A 25,893-nucleotide genomic window follows, 5' to 3' on the forward strand; every position below is an offset into this window, starting at 1 on the left:
GGATGTCAATTTGAAGCCACAGCCTAAATTAACACCGGTGGCCGGCTTCGAAGGCAGCTATGTTGCCAAGCAGATTTTAGGCGATCAGACCCCGATCACCTATCCAGCTATTCCAAACATTGTTTTTGGTCCGACTGAGTTAGCCAAAGTCGGTGTGTCACTGGAGACGGCGGAAGCAGCACCTGATCAATACACCGTCAAGCACAACGAGACAACCCACTGGTACACCTATAATCGAATTCAGGATCCTGACGCACAAGTTTGGACCATTGTCGACAAAAGGACCGGCCGACTTGCCGGTGCTGTCGTCTTAGCCAGCTTGGCTGAGAACTTGATCAATACCTTCGCAGCGGCCATTGATGCTGGTAAAAAGCCGAGTGATTTAAACAAGATCTATGCTTATCCAAGTGCGCAGAGTGATTTGCAGTATCTCTTTTGATATGGGATGATATGACCTTAATTGGTATGTTGTTTTAATTATATGTTGGACTGGTAGGTTTTATGCCAGTCCTTTTTTTGTTAACTGATAACCGAGTATTTGAAGGGGGCACTAATGAAATCTAATTTATTGCTGAAGAATATGACGATCAGGTTTGATCGAGAGATTTTACATGATGTCTCTTATGAGTTTAAAAGCGGCTACTTTTATTTGTTGCAAGGCCAGTCAGGTATTGGCAAGTCTTCATTATTGAATGTGCTTGGCTTATTGAAGCGGCCGATTGCAGGCGAAGTGGTTTATGATGGTCAAAATCTTTGGTCACTGGATGATGCGACACAAGCGCGTGTGCGGCTGAAAGATTATGGCTTTGTCTTTCAACAACATAACTTAATCGACACGATGACACTTGAAGAGAATCTCAAAGTGCCGCTTTTAAAAAGCAACCTGCCAGAAGCAAAGAAAGCAGCTCGCGTGACAGCCATTTTGGATAAGCTGGGGCTTGAAGACCAACGTCACATGTTGCCCGAGGATTTATCCGGTGGCGAAGATCAGCGCGGTGCTATTGGTCGAGCTTTGATTTCCGGTGCACGGATTATTTTAGCTGATGAACCAACAAATTCCTTAGATAGTGAAAATGCCCGTATGTTTTATGAACAATTAGCGGACTTTGCTCACCAACAACAGGCGATTGTGATCGTTGCGTCACATGAAACGCTGCCGGAAGACTATGCTGATCAAATTTTGACTATCAATAACAGGCAATTAGTGCCTCAGTCGGGCACTAAACTTTTCAATCGTGCAATTCCAGAAAGCATGGCAGGCCAACCGACAGCATCTGCTGTTACATATCGATCAGATTTGTCCAATAGGCAAGCGCTCGTCTATGACAACTATCAATCAGCAAAAAAACTGCCTATTGGCTTCCTTGTCATTGTTACGGTCATGTTAGCCGTTGCCAGCATAGTTTTAAATGTGCCACAAATTTTGGCAAGTCAGCAACAACGTGAACTCAATCAAGCAACGGATAATTCACTTTTTGTCACGAATAACACCCTTGGTACGGGCAGTCATCAGGATCTCGATCCATTTCGAAATTTGACGATTAAACAGATCCAAAAAATCAAGAAAATGCCGGGGATTACATCTGTACAGCCTTACTACACCTTTCTTTCATATGGCCTGACAAAAGAAAATGTTAGACAGCCGGTTCCCAAAGGGTCCAATTTTTCATTAGGCGGAAAAAGTTATCATGTCGATGAAACCTTTTCAATCCAGCCAATTTATAAGAGTGATTTGACCAAAAAATATTTGTATGCAAATGGACATCCAGCTAAAGTGGGAACAAACTTCATAGTCAGCCAAGACTTTCTTGAAAAAAATCACATATCGACAAAATCTGCGATGGGTAAACAAGTAGCATTTGAAGTCTATATTCCATATGCACAATATCTTTCAGAAAGTGAGCTGCCAACCAATAATAAAAAGAAGGTCGCGATAGATGGCAATATATATGTTCAGCAGCCATTGGCAGCAACCATCACTGGCGTCTATGCCTCAAACTATCCTTATGATCGGTCAGAGCAAGGTAACGCTTTTTTCATGGATGATGCTAGCATGACGACTTTGCTGCACAGCGCGATTCGAGCAAATACAACGTCAGATCAGATTTTTCAAGGCTTCAAGCAACAGCCTTTTGGGTATAGCGCGCTCAGATTGGAAGCTAAAAGTTATAACGATATGGTTTCAATGACTAAAACTATCAAATCAAGTTCCGGTTTTTATAGTGTTTCCTCAGTTGCACAGAATGTGGCGTCACTGAATGCTACTGTGCAGAAAGCGAAGAACGGCACGCGGCAGATTGCACTTTTATTCATCATGGCAAGTATGATTGCGTTGACCATACTTTTCAGTATGAACAATCGACAGCGATTGCGGGAAGTTGGGATTTTAAAAGCGGTTGGTTTCACAACTAAAGATGTTCGGCGCATTCTTTTCTGGAATGCCATGAAATACGGATGCTATTGTTTTGGTGGTGCTGCGCTTTTAATTGTGGTTGCGGCAACGATAATGGCGCTGCGTTTGGGAGTTCACTTCATAGCCATCATTTTGACAGCTTTTATCACAAATCTTGCTCTGAGTTTCGGAGTGACCATTTTTGCTAGCTTATGGCCGATTCGGCTGATTAGCCGTAAGGACCCGATTGACATTATAAAGGCTTAATATGGGCAAAAACGTGGCTGATTTGATTGAATCAAAGGTGCGCTTACCATGCCATTTGTCATTGCTACCGCATCGAATAATTGATGTCATTAGTTGGAACAAAACTGAGCAAATTGATAAGTCACAGATGTAACCTTGCATTGACATCACTAGCGAATTTAGCTAACCTAAACCCATATTCACACAAACGATGAGTAGCTTATCTAAGTGGTCTCCAGAGAGTCGGCAATGCTGTGACGTCGATGACCATGGTAGGCAAAATTGGGTCGTTTGCGTTATGTTCGGTGGGTGCGCCTTAAGCCAAGAGAGGTCCGCAAGGCGGACAAGTTAGGTGGTACCGCGCGCTTGCGTCCTATGTTGTTATGACATAGGGCGCTTTTTTTACGATAACGCGCTCACAGTCGCAGAAACCTGCGCATAAGGACCTTGGGCGTGATGGTCAAAGTGCGACCATCACGCCCAAGGCCGCTTACACTCCGGTTTCACCCACGCTGGCTCGCGCTCACAATATAAGGAGGAAACAAGTATGGCAAAGAAAATCATTTTAACAGGTGATCGACCAACAGGACGGTTACATATTGGTCACTATATTGGTTCACTGAAAAATCGTGTGGAACTGCAAAACTCTGGAGAATACGAACCGTTTGTTATGATTGCCGATACGCAGGCATTGACGGACAACGCCAACGATCCAGAAAAAATTCGCCACTCTTTGCTGGAAGTGGCCTTGGATTATCTGGCGGTTGGGATTGACCCAGACAAGACGACGATTCTGGTACAAAGCCAGATTCCGGCTTTGTTTGAATTAACGGCTTACTACTTGGATCTGGTGACGGTGAACCGGCTGGAACGTAATCCAACCGTGAAAGCTGAAATTAAACAAAAAGCCTTTGGTGATAGCGTTCCAGCAGGTTTCTTCATTTATCCCGTTAGTCAGGCGGCTGACATTACGGCGTTTAAGGCGACAACGGTGCCCGTGGGTGACGATCAGGAGCCAATGCTGGAGCAGACTCGTGAGATTGTGCGCACGTTCAATCGGACTTATCACAAAGATGTGTTGGTTGAACCCGAAGGCTATTTTCCACCAAAGGGTCTTGGCCGGCTGCCAGGGATTGATGGCAATGCCAAAATGAGCAAGAGCTTAAATAACGGGATCTATTTGGCGGACGACGCTGATACCGTTAAGCAGAAGATTATGTCAATGTATACCGATCCGGGCCATATTCATGTTGAAGACCCCGGTAAGGTGGAAGGTAATGTTGTCTTTACCTATCTTGATATTTTCGATCCTGATAAGCAGCAAGTTGCTGAGTTGAAAGCCCAGTACCAACATGGCGGCTTAGGGGACGTGAAGATCAAGCGCTACCTGATTGATGTCATGGAGGCAGTGCTTGAACCTATCCGCACTCGGCGGGAGCACTATGCCAAAGATATGGGGGCGGTTGCTGATATGCTCAAGCAAGGTTCGGCTAAAGCCAATGTGGTGGCTAATCAAACGCTTCAGGAAGTTCGGGATGCGATCGGATTCAACTACTTTAAATAGTCAAGTTCCGTCTTAAGCCGGATGTCGAAAACCGTCGTCATGGTAGAATGATGGTATAAGCAGGAAATTGATGATAAGCGTGAGCAGTTGTAGCCTGCCTTTTCACGGAAATACCGTTGTTTTCTGACGGCTTTTTCCGTGAAAAGGTAGGTAATTGTGAACGCATTAGAGGGGAATTCATATCAATGAAAACGAAACGATTAAGTCCAGTTGCGGTCACAAGTATTGTCCTTGGTGTGATTGTTGCTATCTGCCTGATCTTCGGAATCGGCACCTACAACTCATTAGCTAAGCAGAATCAAGCCGTTGAAGCGCAATGGGGCCAGGTTGAAAACGTCATGCAGCGACGGGCTGACTTGGTGCCTAACTTAGTTAATGCGGTTAAGGGCAACATGGGCCAAGAGCAGAAGGTTTTTGGTGACATTGCTGAAGCCCGCAAGTCGTATGCTAATGCAAGTTCGACAACTGACAAAGCTAAGGCTGATGATCAGTTGAACAAGAGTGTGGGTACTTTGATCAACGTGATTAAAGAGAATTACCCGACACTGCAAAGCAGCAATCAGGTGAACACCTTGATGACGCAGCTTGAAGGTAGTGAAAATCGAATCTCGGTTGAACGTAAGCGATATATTGATCAGGTTCGTGATTATAACCAGAGTGTTGTGACCTTCCCGAAGAATATTTTTGCTAGCATGATGGGCTTAGGGAAGAAGGACACCTTCAAAGCAACACCGGCTGCCCAAACGGTTCCAAGCGTTGATTTTTCAACGAACAGCTCTAGTTCTGGGAAGTAGGTGGCACCATGCGCAGGCATTTAGCGTGGTTTGTTGCCGCGCTGACGGGTTTGTTGTTGTTCACTGGCGCCGCGCAGCCAGTGGCGGCAGCCGAAGATCTGCCGGCACGGCCCACCGAGCATTACTATCTAGATCAAGACAGTGTGCTTGATGAAAGTACCAAGCAACTGATCGACAGTAAGAATCAGTATTACCAAGGCACTAAACAACAGCCGCAAATTGCCGTAGCAGCTTTAAAGTCGACCCATGGCGACCCCTTGTCAGACTATGCACCGGATCTTTTCCAGAAATGGGGAATTGGCAAGAAAGGTACCGATAACGGGGTGCTTTTGCTTTATGCGAATAACGGCGGCAAGCAGAACATGCGCATTGAAGTTGGTTATGGTTTGGAAGGCGATTTGCCTGATGCGCTGGCTGGGCGAATCTTGAATGACAATCTGAAGGACATCAAGTCACATGATCCTAAAGAACTGAATCAGGCCATTCGCAAGGTTTTCAATGCGGTTGCGACAGTCATCGATAAGAAATACAAGTTCCCTAAAGATCAAAACACGGTTTCTGATGAGACGATGAATCAATATCGCAACTCAAGTCAAGACAGCGGCGGCAACTTTTTGACGAAAATTGTTTTCATCTTTATCGCTGTCGTCGTTGTGGCCATCATCTTTGGTAGTCGCGGCGGCGGTGGCCGTGGTGGTCGCCGTGGTCGAGGTGACAGCAGCTTTTGGCTCTGGGTTATTCTGGACGCGCTGCTATCTTCTGGCCGGCGTGGCGGCGGAGGCGGCTTCGGCGGTGGTTTCGGAGGCGGCTCTGGTGGCGGTTCCAGTTGGGGCGGCGGCAGTTCCGGCGGCGGTGGTGCCGATGTTTGATTGCAAATATATTTCAATTACCAGACAGCGAGTCGCTGCCTGGTTTTTTGTGCTATGGTTGTTGAATTAGTCTTTTGTGAACGGGAACGAGCGCATGTCATATCGCTTATCAGTGATACCCGATGACGGATAGGTAGTTTACGTGTGCAATCCCGTTGTTGAAAAGTGCGATCCTGATTGGGTGAGCACACGATCATTTTTGGAGGATTTGTTAATGCGGAATTTGACCATCGGTAAGCCATTGAAATTAATCGTGCTGTTCACGATTCCATTACTGATTGGCAATCTTTTTCAACAGCTTTATAGTTTTATGGATGCGTTGATTGTTGGGCGGACGATCGGTAAGGATGCGTTGGCGGCAGTTGGGGCAACATCCAGCATTGTTTTTTTGATTATTGGATTTGCGCAAGGGACCACGGCTGGACTTTCTATTTTGACAGCACAGGCCTATGGTGCTCATGATTATCGCCGTGTGCGACGCAGTTTCGGTACGAGCATTTGGATCACGGTTGGGATTTCACTGATTCTCACCGTAGCAGCCGTCACGATGACACGACCATTATTGACCGTGATGCAGACACCACCGGATATCATGGATGGTTCGATCGCCTTTGTGCGGGTTATCTATTTCGGCATTATTGCATCAATGAGTTTTAACTTGTTAAGCAATATGCTGCGAGCACTGGGCGATTCAAGAACACCGCTGTTCTTCTTGATCATTGCGACCATTATTAATATCGTACTGGACTTTTGGTTCATTCTCGGGTTTCATTCCGGGGTGGCTGGTGCCGGCTATGCAACGGTTAGCGCGCAAGTGATCGCGGCGTTGCTCTGTTGGATTTACATTCGCATGCGGATACCGCTTCTAATGATTCGGCGTCGTGATTTGCGCTTTGATTGGCACGATATTGTTCAGCATTTAAAAGTTGGGCTTCCGATGGGGTTTCAGATGTCGATTATTGCAATTGGCGCTGTCATTTTGCAGGTGATGTTGAATACATTAGGCACCAATGCGGTTGCTGCGTATACGGCGGCTGGACGAATTGATCAGTTAGCGACCTTGCCGTCAGCCTCTTTTGGGGTGGCAATGGCGACGTTTGCTGCGCAGAATCTGGGTGCGAAGGAATATGGGCGAATCCGTCGCGGAGTTTATCAAACCTTGATGGTGAACGTCGGCTTATCGGCAGTGCTGGGTGTGGTTATTATTCTTTTCAGCAAACCATTAGTGAATTTGTTTCTCGGGCCGAATCAACCAGCTGTGACGGCCTTAGCCCAGACTTATTTCCACTTCAATGCCAGCATGTACTGGTTGTTGGCGATTCTTTTCACGATTCGTAATTTGTTGCAAGGTCTTGGCCAGACGTTGGTGCCAACGGTTGCGGGATTCTTCGAATTGGGGATGCGGGCGTTTGCGGCGATTTTCCTCGTTGTGCCATTCGGCTTTGCTGGTGCATCGGCGGCCAACCCGCTGGCGTGGTTCGGCAGTGTGCTGGTACTAGTCAGCTCGTATGTTCGGACGATGCGGCGCATTAGACAGCAGGAAGATGAATTGGCTGGGCACCAAGATTAAAAAAGCGTTTGATTGATCGCCAACGGGTCAGCCCGTTAGCATCAGTCAAACGCTTTTTACGCGTTCACGCTCTTTTAAACGCGTTCACTGGCGCAGAAATCTGCACATAAGGACCACAAGCACACTGGCAAAACCCGGTCAATGCACTTGCGGCCACTTATGTTCCGGTTTCTAAGCGCGCCAGTTCAGGCTCTTTTAAACGCGTTCACTGGCGCAGAAACCTGCACATAAGGACCACAAGCACACTGGCCAAAACCCGGCCAATGCACTTGTGGTCGCTTATGCTCCGGTTTCTAAGCGCGCCAGTTCACGCTCTGCTTTTAAAGTGTTTGCCATAGACTTCTAAATCCGCTTCTCCTTCTGGCAGGATAGCGATGGCTGGCAAATGGCCCCAGTGGTCATAACCGAATTTGGTGAACAAGTTGCGACTGGCTTGGTTATGCCCAAAAATTCGGGCGAGAACAGTGGTTAAGTCGTGCTTGGGTGCTTCGCGGTCAACAAAGGCCAATGCCGCGCTGCCAACGTGGTGACCGCGGGCGGCCACATCAAGGTATAAACTGATTTCGGCAGTTTGGTCATAAGCTGAGCGGTCACTATAAGCCGACAGTGTCAGCCAGCCAACGATTTTGTGGTCAACTTGAATCATCCAAGCGGGAAAATGGTTATTGTGAGCCGCAAACCAAGCTTGTTTCTCAGCGACTGTTTGCGGCTGCAAGTCAGCGGTTGCTTGATGGGTCGGGATAGTTTCATTGTAAATGGCGACAATTTTTGGTAAATCACTGGTTGTGGCAGGGGTAAATTCAATCAACGTCTGATGACCTCCATTTTGGTTAAAATGTGATGCGGCCCGTAAAAGTTGCTAAACTTGCCGTACCGTTATGGCTCATAGCCTCGAGCAATGGTTTCACACGATCACGCAAATCGGTGCTGAGCTTGAGTTCGGTCAAAAGCGCATTGGTTGTTGCAATCTCCCAGTGGGCATCATCTAAAGTAGGGTCTTCGACGATGGTGCCAGCGGTGTAGGTCCATGTGTTATCATGTGCGATTTGTGCCAAAGTGTCCGGCGTGATCAACGTGCGAATGTTGGCGACATCACTTGGAGCAATGGCATACAGCAAGCCTTGAATCATAGCCGCCTGCAGATGCCCAATTTGATCCAGCGCAGTTGGCTGCATTGACCACTCGGCGACATCAACGTGATCACAGACAGCTGCCATGTTTTTGAATAATAAGGCGAGGGCGTTGGCGGAAGCAAAGTACCAAAGACTATGTGCCAGGACAACCCGGTCAAAATGCTGATTGGCGATGGGCCCAAGATCATCCGAAAGATTAGTGTTGAAATGAACCGTTAAGCGATCACCAAGCGGTCCCGCAAGCAAGTGGTTCCATGCTTGGCCAAGCGTCAGCGGGGCGCCGTAGTCAGGTGAGGCGATGTCAATGCCAGTCACATGCCCGGCTGAGCCGACTTGATCAGCCAAAACGGCGCTCAGGTCGCCTTGCCCACAGCCGATTTCTAGAATTTTTTCGCCGGGTTTTACCTGCCATGCCTCAGCAATTGCGAGTCGATGGGCAGTTTGGCGACGCTGAATGGTCCTTGCATTGGCGGTTGGACCAAGTGCCATGAGATCTGTAATGTAGTCGAGTCGTTTTTCCATAGGATTTTCCTTTTAAAAATGTGTTGGTTCATGCTTTGTCTAAACGCGTTTGCAGTCGCAGAAACCTGCGTGTAAGGACCTCAAGCAGACTGACCAAAGCCCGGTCAATGCACTTGAGGCCGCTTATGCGTCGGTTTCTAACCGTGCCAGTTCACGCTCTGTCTGATTATGGCAGGTCGTTTCCGGCGGCGAAGTAGAGGTCATACCATTCTTGCCGGGTCAAAGCAATGTCGCCGGCTTCGGCGATGGCGCGAATGCGAGCGGGTTTGGTAGTTCCGGCGATGACTTGCACATCAGCTGGTACACGCAAGAGCCAGGCAGCAGCAATTGCGTTGGGATTGGTGGTATATTGATCGGCCAGCTTTTGAAGTAAGGCATTTAATTCAGGGAATTTATCGTTGTCGATGAAGACACCTTCAAAGAAGCCATATTGGAAAGGACTCCACGCCTGAATTGCCATATGATGCTGCTGACTGTATGGGAGAAGACCGCCATCATGATCAATGGAACGGGCATCTGCCATGTTTGTATGCATGCCGGCATCAATCATGCCTGTGTGCATCAGGGAAAACTGCAATTGATTGATGATCAATCGTTGCGGCACCGCCTGTTGGAGCAGTTCAATCTGAGCAGGATTGAAGTTGGAAACCCCGAACTGCCGAACTTTACCTTCATTTTGCAATTGCAGAAAGGCTTCAGCAACATCTTCTGGTTCCATGAGCGGATCAGGTCGATGCAATAGCAAGCTGTCAACATGATCGGTACCAAGGCGTTTAAGACTGCCATTGACAGCATCCACGATATGCTCTTTGGAGAAATCATAGCGATGGGTCGCTTTTCGATCATTGACGATACCGACCTTAGTCTGAATCAGGACTTGATCACGTGTAAAGCTGGCCTTCTTCAACGCATCGCCAAAAAGCTGTTCAGCTTTACCATTGCTGTAAACATCAGCATTGTCAAAAAAGTTAATGCCGACGTCATAAGCAGCATCAAGTAGTTCGGTTGCTCGCGGCCGATCGAGATTCGGCAAACGCATAACACCTAACGCAATGGCAGAAGCGTGCAGACCAGAACGGCCTAGATCAATCATTTTCATAATGAGCATCCTTTCAGAATTGTTCCATGATGCTTTAAGATTATCACAAAAGCAGTGATGATTGCGTGAGAAAGCACCCTCAAGGACGAGCTAATTTGAGGCTATCGCATGCTTTTGTGATGGTTATTAGGTCTGTGGTATTGGCCAATGACTGACTAGCCAGCAATCGAGTCTGCCATTGGTCGGACCAAATGTTGAAGAAAGCGCTACTTATAGCACATTCAGTAAAGATTGATGCCGATTTTTGGTAAACTAAAGGTAGATAGACCGATTGTCAGTAATAAGGCTTGTCTAAAAAGCCATGCAGGCAGTGTTTACCGTGCTATCATGGCATTAGAGCATGATGACAGTCAGGTAGCAAACGAAAAGAAATGGGTGGAACGAGAATGGCAAATAATATACAAGGGTTTGTGATGATCGGTGCACAAGCAATCGTTTTTAGCATCACAAATCTGCGGACGCTGAAAACAATTGAACGCGGTAGATATCCAGTTGCCATTGGGGATGATTTTTATGCAGAACATGAAATCTTGCCCGATACTGTTGATGCGATCGTACAAGCGTTTGATGCCATCAATCAAATTTTTAAAGACTATGGCGTACCGACTGTTAATGTATTTGCAAGTACCAGTTGGGCCGAAGCTGATAATGCCGAGTTTGTGCGTGATCAGCTTTATACGCGAACTGGCTGGCTCATTAAAACTACCTCACTATCAGAAGAAGCCTTTTTTCGTACCCAAGCGATCATGGTGAAGTTTCCGCAGTTTAAATCGATTACGCAAAAAGGCACGGTGCTGATTGATATCAGTTCAGGGTCAGTTGAGTTGACTACCTTCAGCAATGGCGTGTTTGGCTTCTCGCGTAATCTGTCACTTGGCCCTTTGCGAGTGTATGAAATCATGAGTGATGTCCAACGCTCGGTGACAAATTATGTTGAAGTGATGCGCGACTATATCGACAGTCGCTTGCTCGACTTTATGCGGCTGTTGCCACAAGGTGTTGAGTACACCAATATGATTTTAATGGGTAGTAATCTGTCGATTTTTCAAAATATCATTCCGGAAGGCAAGCATCAGGTAGAAACTGATCGGCCAGGGTTTGATTTATTATACGATGAAGTGACAAAGGCTTCTGACCAGTACCTTGCAGATACCTATGATTTGACTTCTGACCAAACATCACTGGTTTTGCCGACAGTTTTGCTGGTGTATCGGTTGGTTGAAACGCTCAACAGTCAATCTATTTGGATCTCAGATCTTAAAGCCATTGATGGTATTGAAGTCAATGCAGCACATGAAGGCGGCTTTAAAAAGCTGGGCTTTGATCCAAATGAAGAAATTGTCATCAGTGCGAATAATTTGGCAGAACGCTACCAAGTTGATGAAGCCCATATGCAAGCCACACGGACGGTTGCCTTACAGCTGTTTGATCGATTGAAAAAGTTGCACGGCATGGGCAAACGCGAGCGTCTTTTGCTTGAAGTCGCCGCAACGGTTAGTGATATTGGTAGTTACATTGAAACACACAAACATTACGCACATTCTAATTACATCATCAAAGCATCTGAAATTATGGGGCTCAATGATCTTGAAGTAACCATGGTGGCAACGATTACACGGTTTCACAGCTCCATTACACCGCAATCGGACTTAAAGAACTTTCCAACAATGTCGACCGAAAATCGCTTAGTTGTGGCTAAGTTATCCGCCTTGCTACGCGTTGCAGATAGTCTAGACGCATCTCGCCAACAGAAGATTCAGCAATTACGGGTTTCTGTCAAACCAAATGAAGTGCTGTTAACAGCCAGAGCCGATGATGATATTGAACTTGAACGCTGGACATTAGCACGCAAAGGAAAGTTTTTCTCTGAGGTATTCGGGCTAGGGCTTGAGCTGAAAGGAAGAAACATTTTATGAAGAAACTAGATTTTTCAAAGCCGCGTTATTTTAATAACCGTGAACTCAGTTGGCTGGCATTCAACGATCGGGTACTGGAAGAAGCCCGGGATAAGAATAACCCGTTGCTAGAACGGGTACGTTTCCTGGGTATTACGCAAAGCAATCTTGATGAGTTTTTCAATATTCGCGTTGCGTCGCTGAAAAAAATGGTCACAGTTAATTATGATCAGCCGGATGCAGCAGGATTGAAACCGCAAGAGCAGTTAGACGCAATTTCCGAAACCGCCCACGCAATGGTGGAGAAACAATACACAACATTGGTTCGTTCGCTGTTGCCAAAAATGAGTGCTGTCGATATTCAACTGCTCCATGCATCAGAATTGATGGAGAAACAGCACGATTTTGTCTCAGATTATTTCCATTATGAACTGTATCCCGTTTTAACCCCGATGGGAGTTGATCCGACGCGGCCGTTCCCATTTCTTGGCAATAATAGTCTGAATTTGGCCATTCGGCTGGTTCGGCCTGATGATAAAGGCGATAAGTCACGGTCGTTTGCGATGGTACAGGTGCCTGATGTTTTTCCGCGGGTTTTGCGGCTGCCAGGCGGCGACAATGTCTTTATTTTGCTTGAAGAAGTCGTGCGGATGTTTGTCAGTGAGCTGTTTGTTGGTGCTGACATCAAAGAAACGGCTACATTTCGGGTTACCCGTGACATGGACATGGATGTGGCCGAAGAGGATGCATCTGATTTGATGAAGGAGATTCAATCCCAGTTGAAAAAGCGTCAACGCGGGAAAGTGATGCGGCTTGAGATTGAAGCTGGTATGAGCAAGCATTTGCGCAAACGTCTCATCAAGGCTATGAATGTGAAGGATGAAGACGTTTATGAAATTCATGGTCCGATTGATCTCAATTTTCTCAGCAAATTGGTCAAACAAGTGCACGATCATAAAGATTTGCTATTCAAGCCATTCACACCGTACATGGATCCGGATTTCAAGAAAGAGTCGATTTTTGATGTCATTAAGGATCGCGATGTCTTCATGCAGCACCCTTATGACAGTTTTCAGCCAGTTGTTGACTTTATTCGCGAAGCAGCATTAGATCCACAAGTGCTTGCAGTAAAAATGACGCTGTATCGGGTTTCAAGCAAATCGCCGATCATCCGTTATCTGAAAAAAGCTGCAGAAAATGGCAAGCAGGTCACGGTATTGGTGGAGTTGAAGGCGCGGTTTGATGAGGAGAATAATGTTCATTGGGCGCAAGAATTGGAACATGCCGGTTGCCACGTGATTTATGGTTTGGTCGGTTTGAAGACACATTGTAAGTTGGCGTTGGTTGTTCGTCGCGAAGAGGAAGGCATCAAGCGCTATATGCACATGGCGACCGGAAATTACAACGATGTGACGGCGCGGCTTTATACCGACATGGGCTTGTTCACTTGCAACAACGAAATTGGTGAAGATGCGTCTAATATTTTCAACATGCTTTCTGGCTTTTCGGAACCACCGTATTTTCACAAGCTGGTCATTGCACCACTGGGCATCAGAGACTATCTGATGGATCGAATTGATGAAGAAATTACTGCTGCTAAGGCGGGGCGCAAGGCCTTGATCCAGATGAAGATGAACTCGCTATCTGATACGGCCATGATCGAGAAGCTCTATGAAGCTTCCAATGCCGGTGTCGAGATACATCTCCTTATTCGTGGGATCTGCAACTTGAAGGTTGGTATTCCCGGAGTTTCAGACAATATCACAGTACATTCGATTGTCGGACAGTTGCTGGAACACAGCCGAATTTACTACTTTTATGCGGATGGGCAGGAAAATGTTTACCTTTCATCTGCTGACTTGATGAACCGCAATCTGAGCCGCCGAGTTGAGCTGCTGTTCCCGATTTTGCAGGACGATATTCGCGAACGCATCATCAAAATTTTCAGTATCATGTGGGCAGATAACGTTAAAACGCGAATTTTACAACCGGACAGTACGTGGGTTCGTGCTCAATTACGCGGGGTTACAAAACTCAATGCACAGGCATACTTCATTGAACATGCTGAAGCCATGGGTGAAGCATTGCGACGTGAGGAAGTTGATGATGCTCCTGAAGACTTGCATGCAACGCATACTTTTATTCCGATAACCGCACCCAAGGAGGACGATGACGCATGACGCATCATTTTGCAGTAATTGATCTTGGCAGTAACTCAGCTCGGATGACGATCTGGGAAATCGAGCAAGAGGTTGTCAAGCCGATCAAACGGCTCAAAGAAATGGTGCGATTGTCTGAGGACATGGGGCCAGATCGCGTTTTGCAGCCCGCAGCAATGGATCGCACCCTGAAAGCCTTGCAGGGGTTTAAGACGGAGCTGAATAAGTATGCTGATATTGATTTAAAGGCGGTTGCAACAGCTGCTGTCCGCCAAGCCAAGAATCAAAAAGAATTCCTCAAACGGGTGAAGAACGAAGCGGGGTTGATCATCAATGTGATTCCGGGAACGCGTGAAGCCGAGTATGACTTTTTAGGCGTCATCAACACCTTGCCGATTCAAAACGCCTTAATTATGGACACAGGCGGTGCCTCAACCGAGTTGATTCTGGTTCAAAATCGGAAGTTGCAACATCTGGTATCGATTCCTTTTGGCTCGGTCAACCTGTCCGAACGGTTTTTGAATCCGGATGTGATTTCGGCGCCGGAGTATTTTGCCTTAAGTACGTTTATTCATGAGACTTTTAACAGCATCTGGTGGCTGCGGCGAGCACAGAATTTGCCGATTATCGCGCTTGGCGGAAGCAATCGGACGTTGGCGAAAATCGAACGACGTAAGGAAAAAATGGCTGATTTTGAGGCGATTCACGGCTATCGAATGCCGACAAAGCAGGCCAATGCGATTTTTAAGGAAATTCTTGGTGCAGATTTGGCCACGCGGGAGTCAATTCCGGGGCTGTCAAAGTTTCGCGCTGATATTATCGTGGGCGGTTTGATGCCGGTTATCTCGATGATTCGTTATCTAGACTCGGATCGTCTCACCTTCTCACAGTTTGGCTTGCGAGAAGGCGCGCTGTACGATCATTTGAACACGCGTGCGGTGACACAGCGTGAGCATTAGTTAATCATTGCTTAAAAGTCTGGTAAACATGCTGACGGAGTGCGCTGAAGCAGCGATAATGAAGGTACCAATCTAAAGGAGAGCGTGAGCCAGCCCGGTTAGAAGCCGGAGCATAAGTGCGCTCAAGTGCGATGACTGGGTCATGGCCATTGTGCTTGAGGTCCCTATGCGGAGGTTTCTGGGCTGGAGAACGCATTTAAAAGGATGGATTTTACTCATGAAAAAATTTATGAAATGGCTAGGTCTGGCCGTTGCAGGCTTGGCCTTGCTAACCGCAGCACCGCATGTGGTGCGAGCCGATACTTGGTCACAACCAGTGGCAACAATTGGTTCCTCACTGACTGCTGATCAAAAAAGCGGCACCTTGAGTACTTTACAAAATGCTGCCGGGGTCAACAATGCCAGTCAACTGACCGTGAATGGGGCCACACTGGTGAAGTACCTCAATCCTTCAGGTAGTACTTTTACTGAAAGCTCAGGCGTCTGGTCTAGCGCGTTGGTTCAAAAGACTGATAATGGGGGCATTAATGTCAAAATCGTCCCTTATAATGGCACCAATAACATCACCACCATCACCGCTGATCAATATCGTAATGCGGCATTAACCGCTGGGATTAGCAATGCCAACCTCTACATTACCAGCGCGGTTAGAATTGATGGTTCAGGTGCCTTGGCAGGGGTTTATGCGGCTTTTGCTCAAAATGGCGAAAATTTGAATAACCAGCAAATCAATGCTGCTCAGCAGGAAGTCAACACCTTGAGTTCGATCACCCAAGCGAATAAGGACAAAGATGGCTATTCTGACAAGCAGCTCAATAATGCCGTGGCGGGTGCGAAACAGCAAATGGCCAGTCAAAGTAACAATGGTCAGCAGACTTTGTCCCAAAATCAGATCGGTAACATCGTAGACAGTCAGCTTAAACAGAATAATTTAACAACGATTATTAACAACAATCAGCGGCAATTGATCATTAACTTACTAGTGAACGTTCAAAAAGCCGGTTCATTAAAGAACAATGACTTTAAAGCACAGGCAGGGAAGCTGGCCGATTCCATTCAGAATTCTGCTAAAGGCTTGTTTGATAAACTCAATAAGAGCCTGAACACTGAAGAAAATCGGAATTTCCTGCAAAAAATCTGGGATGGCATCGTGAGTTTCTTTAATGGTATCGCTCAATGGATTCAGAGCCTGATCAAATAATTTTAGCGGTTTAAGCAAGGGGTGACAGTTTGTGATGATTCCGGCGATTTTAACAACGACAGAGGGTAGTGGCAATGGTCATACCTTAACTGGCGCAATTTTGATTGGTGCAGTGGTGGCGGTGATCATCATTTTGTTTTTGGTGATTAAGTTACTGGGGGCGATCCTCCGTCATCCCTTTATCAGTCTGATACTGTTTGCAATTGGCGGCTTTGCCATTTTTAAGTTTGCGTTAGTCGGTATTATTGGTGTCGGCGTTTTAGCTGCAGCCGGCGCTGGTGCCTTATGGCTGAATACAGGCGATGGTAGCTGACAGTTTAAGAAGCTGGTGTCAAAATGAAAAAACCCCTGCTGACGCTGGTCAGCAGGGGTTTTTCATCTTTGTCGGTTAAACGCGCGAAGGCAGATCAATTTCTGCTTGTGCTAATATGTGACCCTTCATCGCGTGCCGAGCTTCATTTAGCCAAAAGCCAGCTTGCAGTGGCAATTTCGTATCCAATGCAAAGACGATTAAGGTATAATCGTGATCTTTATCTGGTGGTTGCGGGCCGACATAACCAGCCTGTGTGAATGGGTCGGTGTTGCCGACGAGGTGGCCAGCGGTGGCGTTCTTGCCTTCGACCATTGGCACCTTATTGGTATGACTGGCGCCTGCTGGGAATGTTGTGCTGTCGGCGGGAATATTGGCTACATTCCAATGAATCCATGGTAGGCCGCCAACCGGTACAGCATCGTAGTCAAGGAACCAAAGTGCAAAACTGACAGTTTCGGCAGGGGCATCCTCAATCGTAAAAGGAAAACTCGTAATGGGATAGCCATTTTTAACGTCACTGCCGCTTGCATGCTTGCCATAGCGATCGGCAAGTTGACCATTGATAAGTGGTACGGATAGTTTCATTTGAATTTCCTCCCTTTTATCGCTACCTTAATGATAGAGGATAAAAATAATTAAAGCCAATTTATCACAGAGCGTGAGCTGGCCCGGTTTCTGGGTCAGCAACCGTGTTTAAGACAGAGCGTGAGCGGCCGCGGTTAGAAACCGGAGCATAAGCGGCCTCAGGCGTAAACGGCTGGGTTTGGGTCATTTACGCCTGAGGTCCTTATGTGCAGGTTTCTGCGGCTGTGATCGCGTTTAAGGAGTGCAATACGATGCAGGAAGACGTTGAAACATTACTAAATGAAGTCAAGGAACACTATGATCATCCCCTAGAAGTCGATATTAGCGGGGAGGCGAGCGGCGTCTTAACGCACGATCAAAGCCATCAGCAATTGAAAAAAGATGGTACGCTAGTGGTAGCAGTGACGGACACGACCAATGTCGATTACACCTTAAGTCATGAGTTACTACACCTGTTGTTCCAGATGAAAGGTTATCCGCAACTTCAATTCCATTTATTGAGCGGTGATCCGCAGGTAGACGATCAACTTTATGCCACGAGCACCTCGCTATATAATGCTGCGGTGCATATGCTTGTTGTCGCCTGGCAACGCGATCACAACCTTTTGACAGACGCAGCGGTGGCGCAAGTGCTCGCCGGCTTCAAACAAAATGTGCCAGCAGAAGCCGATGACCAGTTGGTTATTTATCGAGTGCTATCGTTGCTTGATTTGTTGGGGTTTTTAAATGGTGAGTTGCCAGCAGAATTAGCAAATGCCTATCCACAAGCTTTGCCGCTTGCACGCGAACTTTACGACTTGCTGGATGCGCAGAAGCTTGATTCCCCATTTGGATTACGACGCGCCGTTGTTCACCTGCTGGCGCGATTTGATACCGTGATTGAACGGCTAGGCTATCAACCGACCAACGATGCTGAATTTGCAACGTTGACGCCTGTTCTGTCGCATCGGCAATTACGCCTTACCTTGGATCAGGTTTTCATGATCAAACACAGTGGCTACCGTGATCGCGAGACCAAGGAACCCGCATATGTTGCCATGGGACGCAGCGATGAGCAAAATGCGTTTGTACTGCCCTTGCCAGAAAAAGAAACAACGCCAGAAGCCTTTCAGCAGTTGTATCAACAATCGCTGAATGACATTCTGACGCAGTATCGGCTCGACTACACGATTCGTTAATGCTGGCCAAAGTTGATGAAGAAACTATTGGAAACGGAATGAACACCGAGCATGATGACCTGATAAAGGACGAAGGCAAAGAAAACAAGGACGATGACCATGATCAGATAACTAATAACGTGTGACCACCGAAATGACTTCATGATCAAGACTCCTTTCTGAAAGTATTTCTACTGTTATGTTACACCTTTTTTGATTTAAATTAATAGCGCATGTGAACCATTTAAACGCAACTTGAAATATTAAAGATGCGTCATGCTAAGGATTGGCGGTTTGATTGCGTATTTTCATCATTGAAAAATATCTGCTAAGAGATAAGCGCGTGGACGAACGCGTTTAGAAACCGGAGCATAAGCGGCCTTTTAGGCTTGAGGTCTTTATGTGCAGGTTTCTGAGCCGGTGATCGCGTTTAAGGAGGGACCATATATGTTTGATCTGCAAACTGCAATTCAGCAGGCGAAGCATGTGACATTCATGACTGGGGCAGGGGTCTCAACAGCATCAGGGATTCCGGATTATCGTTCCAAGGGCGGGCTATACGCCGATCAAGTCGATCCGGAATATGCACTGTCTATTGATAATTTACAAGCACATCATGAAGATTTTCATAAGTTTGTTGTCAATAATATGTACTTTCCAGCGGCTAAACCGAACGTTATTCACGAGAAAATGGCAACCATCACCAATCAAAAAGGTACGATTGTTACGCAGAATGTTGACGGCCTCGATCGTAAGGCCGGTGCAGAGCATGTTGTTGAATTTCATGGCAATCTTTATCGCATTTATTGCCAAACTTGTCACAAGCATTTTGACTACGAGACCTATCTGAAAAGTGATGTTCATGCAGCTGACGGTGGTATTTTGCGACCAGATATTGTGTTGTATGGTGAACCAATCAATCCCGATACCGTCAGTGCGGCGATCGAAGCCATTTCAACTGCAGATTTGCTGATCGTGGTGGGAACAAGCTTCGTGGTTTATCCATTTGCGGGGTTGATTGGCTATGCGCAACCAGAGGCGACCATTGTCGCTGTGAACCGTGAAAAGATCGCATTGCCGGAAGGCGCGCATATGGTGCAGGGGGATGCGGTGGACGTATTTGCGAAGCTGGTAGTCTGAAGCAATAACAACTTAGCTTTTGCTCATCATCTGAGAAATTCTGTAAGTGAAGGCGAAGCTTCCAAAAATAACTTTGTGAGGGGATATTGCCATGAATAAAGGACGGCTTGAGGCGTTTACAGATGCGGTTATCGCCATTATCCTGACGATTCTGGTGTTAGAATTGCAACCGCCGCACAGCGGATCATTGGCTTCGTTATGGCAACTACGCGGTGTTTTTGCCATTTATCTAGTGTCGTTTTTGACACTCATTGTTTACTGGAATAATCATCATCACTTGTTTCAACTGGTCGAACGAATCGATTGGCGGGTGATGTGGGCGAACTCTTTCTTCATGCTGGTTGTGTCAATGTTTCCATTCGCCACTAGCTGGGTAGGCGAAGGACACGTAGGGACATTTGGCCCTGAATTGGCCTATGGGTTTGTGATCTTGATGGCCAATATCAGCTATGTGCTATTAGTGCAAACCCTGATTCGCGTCAATGGACCAACATCGGCATTAGCAGACTTATATCGGCAGCGGCACAACTGGAAAGCAGCGGCCTCCGTCGCGATTGCACTTGTTGCGATGTTATTGGCTTTGCTTTGGCCGCCGTTGACGATCATACTAGACTTATTGATGTTGCTGCTATGGGCGATTCCGGATCAGCGCATTGAACGTCACTTGATGGCTGATTCAAAAAAGAAATCACGCCAATGAACGCATTTTGAAAAGGAGATTTTTTATATGGCAAGAACAATTGGTATTATTGGTATTGGACACGTAGGTGTGACCACGGCTTTTAATCTTGTCAGCAAAGGGGTTGCTGACAAGTTAGTCTTGATTGATAAAAAGGCTGAACTTGCTGAAGGCGAAAGCTTTGACTTGAAGGATGCGCTTGGCGGCTTGCCCACTTATACTGACATTGTTGTCAACGATTATGATGCTTTGAAAGATGCTGATGTGGTTATTTCCGCGGTCGGCAATATTGGCGCCATTTCAAATGGTGATCGAATTGGAGAAACCAAGACTTCAAAAGTAGCACTAGATGACGTCGCTCCAAAACTGAAGGCGTCTGGCTTCCATGGTGTTTTGCTAGATATCACCAATCCATGTGATGCTGTCACGAGTTACTGGCAATATCTCCTAGATTTACCGAAGTCTCAAATTATTGGGACTGGGACTTCGCTGGATACTTATCGGATGCGACGGGCGGTTGCCGATACCTTGCATGTGAATGTTGCTGACGTGCGTGGTTACAATATGGGCGAACATGGCGAATCGCAATTTACCGCTTGGTCAACAGTACGGGTCAATAATGAACCGATTGCTGAATATGCGAAGGTGGATTACGACCAGCTTGCCGATGATGCGCGGGCAGGCGGTTGGAAGATTTATCAGGCTAAGCATTATACGAGCTACGGTATCGCCACCATCGCGACTGAAATGACACAGGCGATCATCAGCGATGCACATCGCATCTTCCCATGCGCTAATTACGATCCAGAATTCGGTATTGCTATCGGTCATCCAGCCATGATCGGTAAACAAGGTGTTATCAAGACGCCAACGTTGAAGTTGACAGATGAAGAGCGTGCTAAGTATGTTCACTCTGCCGGTATCATTAAGGATACCTTTGAAAAAATGAAGTAGGTCCTTTTACGAGCGCTCTTTCACGGTCAGCTAATCTGGGCGGTTTGACGTATCCTCGCAAAAAAAGGCCTGTCATCAAAGATTCAAAAGAGACGCCATTTCGGCGCCTTTTTGCTAGTGATGATCCCAAAGCAAAGGAGCAAACATGGTCAAAAAATATACCTTAGTCACTGTCGAAACCCCAAGCGGCTGGTTGCTAATTAATCGGACGAATCCACCATATCGTGGCATGTGGAATACATTGGGTGGGAAATTCCTGCCTAATGAAACCCCAGCTACTTGCGCCTCACGTGAATTGCAGGAAGAAAGTCACATTATTATTCCCCCGCATGATCTGATCAATGGCGGGCGTGTGTTCTGGCATGTTGATGGTGAGTTGCGGGCCGAACTTTTTGCCTTCTTTGGCCACACGGAAGACGAGCTGGTGATGCCGCGAGCCACTCGGGAGGGCATTTTAGCGACTTTTTCAAAAGATTGGTTGTTAGCGGATAATCCCGGCTTGGTACCAGATTTACAGCCACTGTTGCACTATGCGCTGAATGGCGAACGCCATGATTATGCATCTTATTTTACCGGCGATCGGTTAGAAGATTTTCGCATCGCGGATGGTGAAATTGATGATTAATGTTGGTTTGACGAGTGTAGCCGATCATCCAGAATTAGCGACGCGCGGCAATCGGAGTACGTTTTCGGATTACGCTCAGCATTTTCCTGTACTGGAGTTGGACACGACGTTTTATGGATTGAAGCCTGTGGAACAGGTTCGCCACTGGCAGGCCCAAGTGCCATCTGGGTTTCAGTTCATAATTAAAGCGACGCGAACCATGACGAAACACGAAGAAAGTGCAGACACAGTCGCTGACTTTTCCAAATTTAATGATATGGTGGCACCGCTGGTTGCAAGCCATCAGTTGCAGGCGGTGCTGTGCCAATTTCCGCCATATTTTGGCGTGACCGCAGAAAATGTACGCTACTTGCAGCAACTAAATCGGTTGCTGCCGGATTTACCTGTTGCCATTGAATTTCGCCATCCTAGCTGGTATTTGCCGGCTTATCGTGCCAACACGATGGCGCTGTTGCAAGCAGCCAGCGACATTCACGTGATCGTTGATGAAGCGCAGACGACCAGCGGCTCAGTGCCGCTTGTGCCAATTGCAACGAATGCCGATTTAACCATGATGCGCTTGCATGGCCGAAATCCGGCATGGGGTCGAACCGGCGCCAAAACGACTGAAAGAACCAATTATCGTTACAGCCAAGAAGAACTGCAGCAGTTTGGTATCATCGCGCAGCATTTGAAAAGTAAAAATGTTACCGTCATCTTCAACAATAATGGTGGTCACGATGCTGCAGCCAATGCGCAAAGTTTGATCGATTTGTTGGGTCTGGACTTTCCGGGTCTTGCCCCACGACAATTAGATCTGTTTTGATGCTGATTAAGTTGGGATCAAAGAGGCCGGCTCGGATAACAGCACAGCGCTAAGTTAGCATTGAGAGCAAACATATCATCTTCGAAGCGCGACCACCGATCCAGAAACTGGGTTGGCGATCGCGCTTCGATTCTTTCTGACACCATGATCAATGCGTAGTACAATCGCGGTAAGGATCATCATTTTTAAGAAGGAGACTGGTGCATCTATGAAAATCCAAGAAGGCTACATGCCGTTTCATGAATATAAAACTTATTACCGAATCGTTGGCGAACCTAGTGCTGATAAGGCGCCGCTGTTACTGATTCACGGTGGACCGGGGTCGTCGCATAATTATTTTGAACTCATGGACGACTATGCCGAAACCGGCCGGCAACTGATTATGTACGACCAAGTCGGCTGCGGGAAGTCGTCACTACCAGAAGATCCGGCGGTTTATGTTAAAGAAACTTGGGCAGAAGAGTTGATCGCCTTACGAAAGTACCTGCACCTCGATGAGCTTCACATGCTTGGTCAATCATGGGGCGGTATGCTGGAAATGTATTATTTAACCAGCTTCGATCCTCAAGGTATCAAGAGTGTGATGATTGACGGCTCGCCGTCATCTATTAAGTTGTGGATTCAGGAACAACATCGCCTGATCAAATACCTGAGTTATGAAGATCGCGAAGCCATCGCAGAAGCAGAACGAACTGGCGACTTTACGAATGTGAAATATCTGGCGGCCAATTATCGCTACATGGAAAAGTACTGCTGGGATGATCCAGACGAAAACTCACCTGAACCGCTACGCCGGCCAACTAACGGCAAACGAGCCAGTTTAATTGCTGAAGGCCCCAATGAATTTACTGAAAATGGGACGATTAGCGACTTCGATGTAACCGATCAGCTCAAAAACATTCACGTTCCGGTTTTGGTGACCAATGGGACTGATGACCTCTGCACGCCGCTTATTGCGAAAACAGTTGTCGATCATATTCCTAACGCCAAATGGCATCTCTTCGCCAACAGTCGGCATTTGGCGCTGCTTGACCAACATGATGAATTTATCAGTGTTTTGGATCACTGGTTAGCAGCAAATGATTAGCTGTGGGCAACTATACAGCCCCGCTGTTTCCTATGCTATACTAGACTCATTCTGAACTAATGTACGGGAGGCCCTTGCATGGCAAGCAAACCAACTTTTTACGTAACAACACCAATTTATTACCCATCTGGCAAACTACATATCGGCAACGCCTACACCACGATTGCAGCAGACGTGCTCGCACGGTATAAGCGGCTCATGGGCTACGACGTTTTCTTCCTAACTGGGACCGACGAACATGGCCTGAAAATCGAGCAAAAGGCTGATAAGTTAGGGGTGACGCCACAAGCTTATGTTGATGGCATGGCGACCCAAATCAAGCAACTTTGGAAAATGCTTGAAATCACTAATGACAAGTTTATCCGGACCACTGACAAGGAACATGTCGAAGCCGTTCAAACGATTGTGGAACGTCTCATCAAACAAGGGGACGTCTATTTAGGCGAATACACTGGCTGGTACTCCGTTGAAGACGAGGAATACTTCACGGAATCTCAACTGTCAGAAGTTTATCGCGATCAAGACGGCAACGTGACCGGCGGGAAAGCGCCGTCTGGTCATGAAGTGCAGCTGGTTCACGAACCAAGTTACTTCTTTAAGATGAGCAAGTACACCGATCGCTTGTTGAAGTATTATGACGAGCATCCGGATTTTGTTCAACCGGCTTCACGCAAAACTGAAATGATCAATAACTTTATCAAACCGGGTCTGGAAGATCTGGCGATGAGCCGGACGAGCTTCAATTGGGGTGTCCAGATTCCATCCGATCCGAAGCACGTTGTTTACGTGTGGGTTGATGCGCTGCTGAACTATATCACGGCTCTAGGCTATGGCAGTAATGATCACGCTTTGTTTGACAAATACTGGCCAGCCAACGTCCAATTGATTGGTAAGGAGATTGTTCGTTTCCACATTATCTATTGGCCAATTATTTTAATGGCACTCGGTTTGCCGTTGCCAAAGAAAATTTATGCCCATGGCTGGCTAGTCATGAAAGATGGCAAAATGAGTAAGTCGAAAGGCAATGCCATTTATCCGGACATGATTGTTGAACGGTATGGCTTGGATGCCTTGCGGTATTACTTGATGCGCGCCATACCGTTTGGTAATGATGGTATTTTCACACCAGAAGACTTTATTGACCGAATCAATTACGACTTGGCCAATGACCTCGGCAATCTGTTGAATCGGACTATCGCCATGATTAACAAGTATGAAGACGGTATTTTGCCAGCCTTTAAACCGGATGTAACGCCGTTTGATCAAGATCTTGGCGATGTGGCGCAGGCGGCTTTGGCGCAATATCACAAATTGATGGACGAGTTGCGTTTCTCCGATGCTTTGGATCAAGTCTGGAAAATTGTTTCCCGGGCGAACAAGTATATTGACGAAACGGAACCGTGGAATCTGGCCAAAGATCCTGCCAAAAAAGATCAGCTTGATGCTGTGATGGCTCACTTAGCCGAAAGCCTGCGTCTGATTGCTCTACTGATTCAACCAGTGATGACCCATGCACCATTGCAAATCTTCGGCCAACTTGGCTTGGATCATGAAAATGACGATCACAAGCTTGTCCAATGGGGCGCTTTGCCAGCTGGTGTCAAAGTAGTTGAACAAGGCACGCCAATCTTCCCGCGTCTTGATACGGAAGAAGAAGTGGCATATATCAAGAGCAAGATGACCCCCGGCACCGCAAAAGCAACCGTCGACGAAAAAACTCGGAAGTCAGAAATCGAGTTCAAACAATTCGATAAGAGCGAAATTCGGGTCGCAGAAATTTTGAATGTCGAACCGGTTAAAGGCGCTGATAAGTTGTTGAAGTTCACGCTCGATGCAGGCGATGAAGGCACACGGCAAATTCTTTCCGGTATTCGTGAATTTTACCCAGAATATGAGAAGCTGAAAGGCAAAAAGGTTATGGCCGTGGTCAACTTGAAGCCGCGCAAGCTAAAAGGCGAAATGTCTGAAGGCATGTTGTTGTCGGCTGAAAGTTTAGACGGCAAGAAAATCACTTTGCTGGAAGTCTCTGAGAACTTAGAGAATGGCAGCTTGGTTGGTTAATTGAAAGGCAATGAAAAACACTCGACTAGTTGTGGTCGAGTGTTTTTTGATGGTCAGAGATAATGTCGCAACAGTTGGTAAAGT

General features: G+C 46.8%; 23 protein-coding genes and 1 pseudogene. 19 read left to right on the forward strand and 5 right to left on the reverse strand.

Annotation, left to right across the window (positions count from 1 at the left end; all coding sequences use genetic code 11):
- The 6 genes and pseudogenes from ACWPAB_RS08425 to ACWPAB_RS08450 all read left to right on the forward strand — a co-directional run.
- Nucleotides 1-439: pseudogene (locus ACWPAB_RS08425) on the forward strand (dihydrolipoyl dehydrogenase family protein); the annotation flags it as partial.
- 114 nt (nt 440-553) lie between these two features.
- Nucleotides 554-2,659 carry an ABC transporter ATP-binding protein/permease gene (locus ACWPAB_RS08430; protein ID WP_016381897.1) on the forward strand — a complete coding sequence of 702 codons (2,106 nt, stop codon included), beginning with the start codon at nt 554-556 and terminating at the stop codon, nt 2,657-2,659.
- A 526-nt stretch (nt 2,660-3,185) separates the two neighbouring features.
- Nucleotides 3,186-4,202 carry a tryptophan--tRNA ligase gene (trpS, locus tag ACWPAB_RS08435; protein WP_003567794.1) on the forward strand — a complete coding sequence of 339 codons (1,017 nt, stop codon included), beginning with the start codon at nt 3,186-3,188 and terminating at the stop codon, nt 4,200-4,202.
- A 185-nt stretch (nt 4,203-4,387) separates the two neighbouring features.
- A complete protein-coding gene (locus tag ACWPAB_RS08440; protein ID WP_003567793.1) occupies nt 4,388-4,996 on the forward strand; it encodes a LemA family protein in 609 nt (202 codons plus the stop codon).
- Nucleotides 4,997-5,004: 8 nt separating this feature from the next.
- Entirely contained in the window at nt 5,005-5,865 is an 861-nt protein-coding gene (locus ACWPAB_RS08445) for a TPM domain-containing protein (RefSeq protein ID WP_003571520.1), read from the forward strand.
- Between the two features lie 214 nt (nt 5,866-6,079).
- A complete protein-coding gene (locus ACWPAB_RS08450) occupies nt 6,080-7,435 on the forward strand; it encodes an MATE family efflux transporter (protein WP_003567789.1) in 1,356 nt (451 codons plus the stop codon).
- A 307-nt stretch (nt 7,436-7,742) separates the two neighbouring features.
- On the opposite strand, the gene ACWPAB_RS08455 is transcribed toward ACWPAB_RS08450, so the two are convergent.
- The 3 genes from ACWPAB_RS08455 to ACWPAB_RS08465 all read right to left on the reverse strand — a co-directional run bounded on the left by ACWPAB_RS08455 (nt 7,743) and on the right by ACWPAB_RS08465 (nt 10,189).
- A complete protein-coding gene (locus tag ACWPAB_RS08455; protein ID WP_003585698.1) occupies nt 7,743-8,243 on the reverse strand; it encodes a GNAT family N-acetyltransferase in 501 nt (166 codons plus the stop codon).
- A gap of 22 nt (nt 8,244-8,265) precedes the next feature.
- A complete protein-coding gene (locus ACWPAB_RS08460; protein WP_003567785.1) occupies nt 8,266-9,090 on the reverse strand; it encodes a class I SAM-dependent methyltransferase in 825 nt (274 codons plus the stop codon).
- Nucleotides 9,091-9,256: 166 nt separating this feature from the next.
- Nucleotides 9,257-10,189 (reverse strand): aldo/keto reductase, encoded by a 933-nt coding sequence (locus ACWPAB_RS08465; protein WP_003567783.1) that lies wholly within the window; start codon nt 10,187-10,189, stop codon nt 9,257-9,259.
- A gap of 386 nt (nt 10,190-10,575) precedes the next feature.
- On the opposite strand from ACWPAB_RS08465, the gene ACWPAB_RS08470 reads away from it, so the two are divergent.
- The 5 genes from ACWPAB_RS08470 to ACWPAB_RS08490 all read left to right on the forward strand — a co-directional run bounded on the left by ACWPAB_RS08470 (nt 10,576) and on the right by ACWPAB_RS08490 (nt 16,716).
- A complete protein-coding gene (locus ACWPAB_RS08470) occupies nt 10,576-12,105 on the forward strand; it encodes a Ppx/GppA phosphatase family protein (RefSeq protein WP_003567781.1) in 1,530 nt (509 codons plus the stop codon).
- Complete coding sequence (locus ACWPAB_RS08475; RefSeq protein ID WP_016381896.1) at nt 12,102-14,264, forward strand: RNA degradosome polyphosphate kinase; 2,163 nt, start codon at nt 12,102-12,104, stop codon at nt 14,262-14,264. The genes ACWPAB_RS08470 and ACWPAB_RS08475 overlap by 4 nt, the downstream gene beginning before the upstream one ends.
- Nucleotides 14,261-15,202 carry an exopolyphosphatase gene (ppx, locus tag ACWPAB_RS08480; RefSeq protein ID WP_003567778.1) on the forward strand — a complete coding sequence of 314 codons (942 nt, stop codon included), beginning with the start codon at nt 14,261-14,263 and terminating at the stop codon, nt 15,200-15,202. Before ACWPAB_RS08475 ends, ppx begins: the two co-directional genes overlap by 4 nt.
- 217 nt (nt 15,203-15,419) lie before the next feature.
- On the forward strand, nt 15,420-16,403 hold the full coding sequence (locus ACWPAB_RS08485; RefSeq protein ID WP_003585696.1) for a DUF1002 domain-containing protein: 984 nt from the start codon (nt 15,420-15,422) through the stop codon (nt 16,401-16,403).
- A gap of 34 nt (nt 16,404-16,437) precedes the next feature.
- On the forward strand, nt 16,438-16,716 hold the full coding sequence (locus ACWPAB_RS08490; protein WP_003585695.1) for a hypothetical protein: 279 nt from the start codon (nt 16,438-16,440) through the stop codon (nt 16,714-16,716).
- Between the two features lie 75 nt (nt 16,717-16,791).
- Here the strand turns inward: ACWPAB_RS08490 and ACWPAB_RS08495 are convergent, their stop codons facing one another.
- Entirely contained in the window at nt 16,792-17,301 is a 510-nt protein-coding gene (locus tag ACWPAB_RS08495) for a YbhB/YbcL family Raf kinase inhibitor-like protein (RefSeq protein ID WP_003567772.1), read from the reverse strand.
- 251 nt (nt 17,302-17,552) lie between these two features.
- On the opposite strand from ACWPAB_RS08495, the gene ACWPAB_RS08500 reads away from it, so the two are divergent.
- Nucleotides 17,553-18,479: a hypothetical protein gene (locus tag ACWPAB_RS08500; protein WP_003585694.1), complete on the forward strand. Its 927-nt coding sequence runs from the start codon at nt 17,553-17,555 to the stop codon at nt 18,477-18,479.
- On the opposite strand, the gene ACWPAB_RS08505 is transcribed toward ACWPAB_RS08500, so the two are convergent.
- A complete protein-coding gene (locus ACWPAB_RS08505; RefSeq protein ID WP_016381573.1) occupies nt 18,476-18,622 on the reverse strand; it encodes a hypothetical protein in 147 nt (48 codons plus the stop codon). The two genes, ACWPAB_RS08500 and ACWPAB_RS08505, sit on opposite strands and share 4 nt — an antisense overlap.
- Before the next feature lie 283 nt (nt 18,623-18,905).
- Here ACWPAB_RS08505 and ACWPAB_RS08510 point away from each other — a divergent pair, with 283 nt between their 5' ends.
- The 7 genes from ACWPAB_RS08510 (at nt 18,906) to metG (ending at nt 25,809) form a co-directional block, all read left to right on the forward strand.
- Nucleotides 18,906-19,598: an NAD-dependent protein deacylase gene (locus tag ACWPAB_RS08510; protein WP_003576531.1), complete on the forward strand. Its 693-nt coding sequence runs from the start codon at nt 18,906-18,908 to the stop codon at nt 19,596-19,598.
- A 91-nt stretch (nt 19,599-19,689) separates the two neighbouring features.
- The gene (locus tag ACWPAB_RS08515; protein ID WP_003567766.1) at nt 19,690-20,298 is read left to right on the forward strand and encodes a TMEM175 family protein; all 609 of its coding nucleotides are present in this window, start codon (nt 19,690-19,692) and stop codon (nt 20,296-20,298) included.
- Nucleotides 20,299-20,325: 27 nt separating this feature from the next.
- A complete protein-coding gene (locus ACWPAB_RS08520; RefSeq protein WP_003567764.1) occupies nt 20,326-21,231 on the forward strand; it encodes a lactate/malate family dehydrogenase in 906 nt (301 codons plus the stop codon).
- Between the two features lie 145 nt (nt 21,232-21,376).
- Complete coding sequence (locus ACWPAB_RS08525; protein ID WP_003576527.1) at nt 21,377-21,856, forward strand: NUDIX hydrolase; 480 nt, start codon at nt 21,377-21,379, stop codon at nt 21,854-21,856.
- Complete coding sequence (locus ACWPAB_RS08530; protein WP_003599976.1) at nt 21,849-22,661, forward strand: DUF72 domain-containing protein; 813 nt, start codon at nt 21,849-21,851, stop codon at nt 22,659-22,661. The genes ACWPAB_RS08525 and ACWPAB_RS08530 overlap by 8 nt, the downstream gene beginning before the upstream one ends.
- Before the next feature lie 208 nt (nt 22,662-22,869).
- Complete coding sequence (gene pepI, locus ACWPAB_RS08535; RefSeq protein WP_016381895.1) at nt 22,870-23,748, forward strand: proline iminopeptidase; 879 nt, start codon at nt 22,870-22,872, stop codon at nt 23,746-23,748.
- Between the two features lie 78 nt (nt 23,749-23,826).
- A complete protein-coding gene (gene metG / locus ACWPAB_RS08540; protein ID WP_003581138.1) occupies nt 23,827-25,809 on the forward strand; it encodes a methionine--tRNA ligase in 1,983 nt (660 codons plus the stop codon).
- Nucleotides 25,810-25,893 lie beyond the last annotated feature (84 nt).

Source organism: Lacticaseibacillus sp. 30 (assembly GCF_053819265.1).

Coding starts and splice junctions, on each gene's coding strand:
- ACWPAB_RS08530 (WP_003599976.1), top strand. CDS start 21,849: ATGATTAATGTTGGTTTGACGAGTGTAGCCGATCATCCAGAATTAGCG.
- ACWPAB_RS08500 (WP_003585694.1), top strand. CDS start 17,553: ATGCAGGAAGACGTTGAAACATTACTAAATGAAGTCAAGGAACACTAT.
- ACWPAB_RS08510 (WP_003576531.1), top strand. CDS start 18,906: ATGTTTGATCTGCAAACTGCAATTCAGCAGGCGAAGCATGTGACATTC.
- metG (WP_003581138.1), top strand. CDS start 23,827: ATGGCAAGCAAACCAACTTTTTACGTAACAACACCAATTTATTACCCA.
- ACWPAB_RS08440 (WP_003567793.1), top strand. CDS start 4,388: ATGAAAACGAAACGATTAAGTCCAGTTGCGGTCACAAGTATTGTCCTT.
- ACWPAB_RS08430 (WP_016381897.1), top strand. CDS start 554: ATGAAATCTAATTTATTGCTGAAGAATATGACGATCAGGTTTGATCGA.
- pepI (WP_016381895.1), top strand. CDS start 22,870: ATGAAAATCCAAGAAGGCTACATGCCGTTTCATGAATATAAAACTTAT.
- trpS (WP_003567794.1), top strand. CDS start 3,186: ATGGCAAAGAAAATCATTTTAACAGGTGATCGACCAACAGGACGGTTA.
- ACWPAB_RS08520 (WP_003567764.1), top strand. CDS start 20,326: ATGGCAAGAACAATTGGTATTATTGGTATTGGACACGTAGGTGTGACC.
- ACWPAB_RS08525 (WP_003576527.1), top strand. CDS start 21,377: ATGGTCAAAAAATATACCTTAGTCACTGTCGAAACCCCAAGCGGCTGG.
- ACWPAB_RS08485 (WP_003585696.1), top strand. CDS start 15,420: ATGAAAAAATTTATGAAATGGCTAGGTCTGGCCGTTGCAGGCTTGGCC.
- ACWPAB_RS08515 (WP_003567766.1), top strand. CDS start 19,690: ATGAATAAAGGACGGCTTGAGGCGTTTACAGATGCGGTTATCGCCATT.
- ACWPAB_RS08460 (WP_003567785.1), bottom strand. CDS start 9,090: ATGGAAAAACGACTCGACTACATTACAGATCTCATGGCACTTGGTCCA.
- ACWPAB_RS08495 (WP_003567772.1), bottom strand. CDS start 17,301: ATGAAACTATCCGTACCACTTATCAATGGTCAACTTGCCGATCGCTAT.
- ACWPAB_RS08470 (WP_003567781.1), top strand. CDS start 10,576: ATGGCAAATAATATACAAGGGTTTGTGATGATCGGTGCACAAGCAATC.
- ACWPAB_RS08505 (WP_016381573.1), bottom strand. CDS start 18,622: ATGAAGTCATTTCGGTGGTCACACGTTATTAGTTATCTGATCATGGTC.
- ACWPAB_RS08445 (WP_003571520.1), top strand. CDS start 5,005: ATGCGCAGGCATTTAGCGTGGTTTGTTGCCGCGCTGACGGGTTTGTTG.
- ppx (WP_003567778.1), top strand. CDS start 14,261: ATGACGCATCATTTTGCAGTAATTGATCTTGGCAGTAACTCAGCTCGG.
- ACWPAB_RS08465 (WP_003567783.1), bottom strand. CDS start 10,189: ATGAAAATGATTGATCTAGGCCGTTCTGGTCTGCACGCTTCTGCCATT.
- ACWPAB_RS08450 (WP_003567789.1), top strand. CDS start 6,080: ATGCGGAATTTGACCATCGGTAAGCCATTGAAATTAATCGTGCTGTTC.
- ACWPAB_RS08490 (WP_003585695.1), top strand. CDS start 16,438: ATGATTCCGGCGATTTTAACAACGACAGAGGGTAGTGGCAATGGTCAT.
- ACWPAB_RS08475 (WP_016381896.1), top strand. CDS start 12,102: ATGAAGAAACTAGATTTTTCAAAGCCGCGTTATTTTAATAACCGTGAA.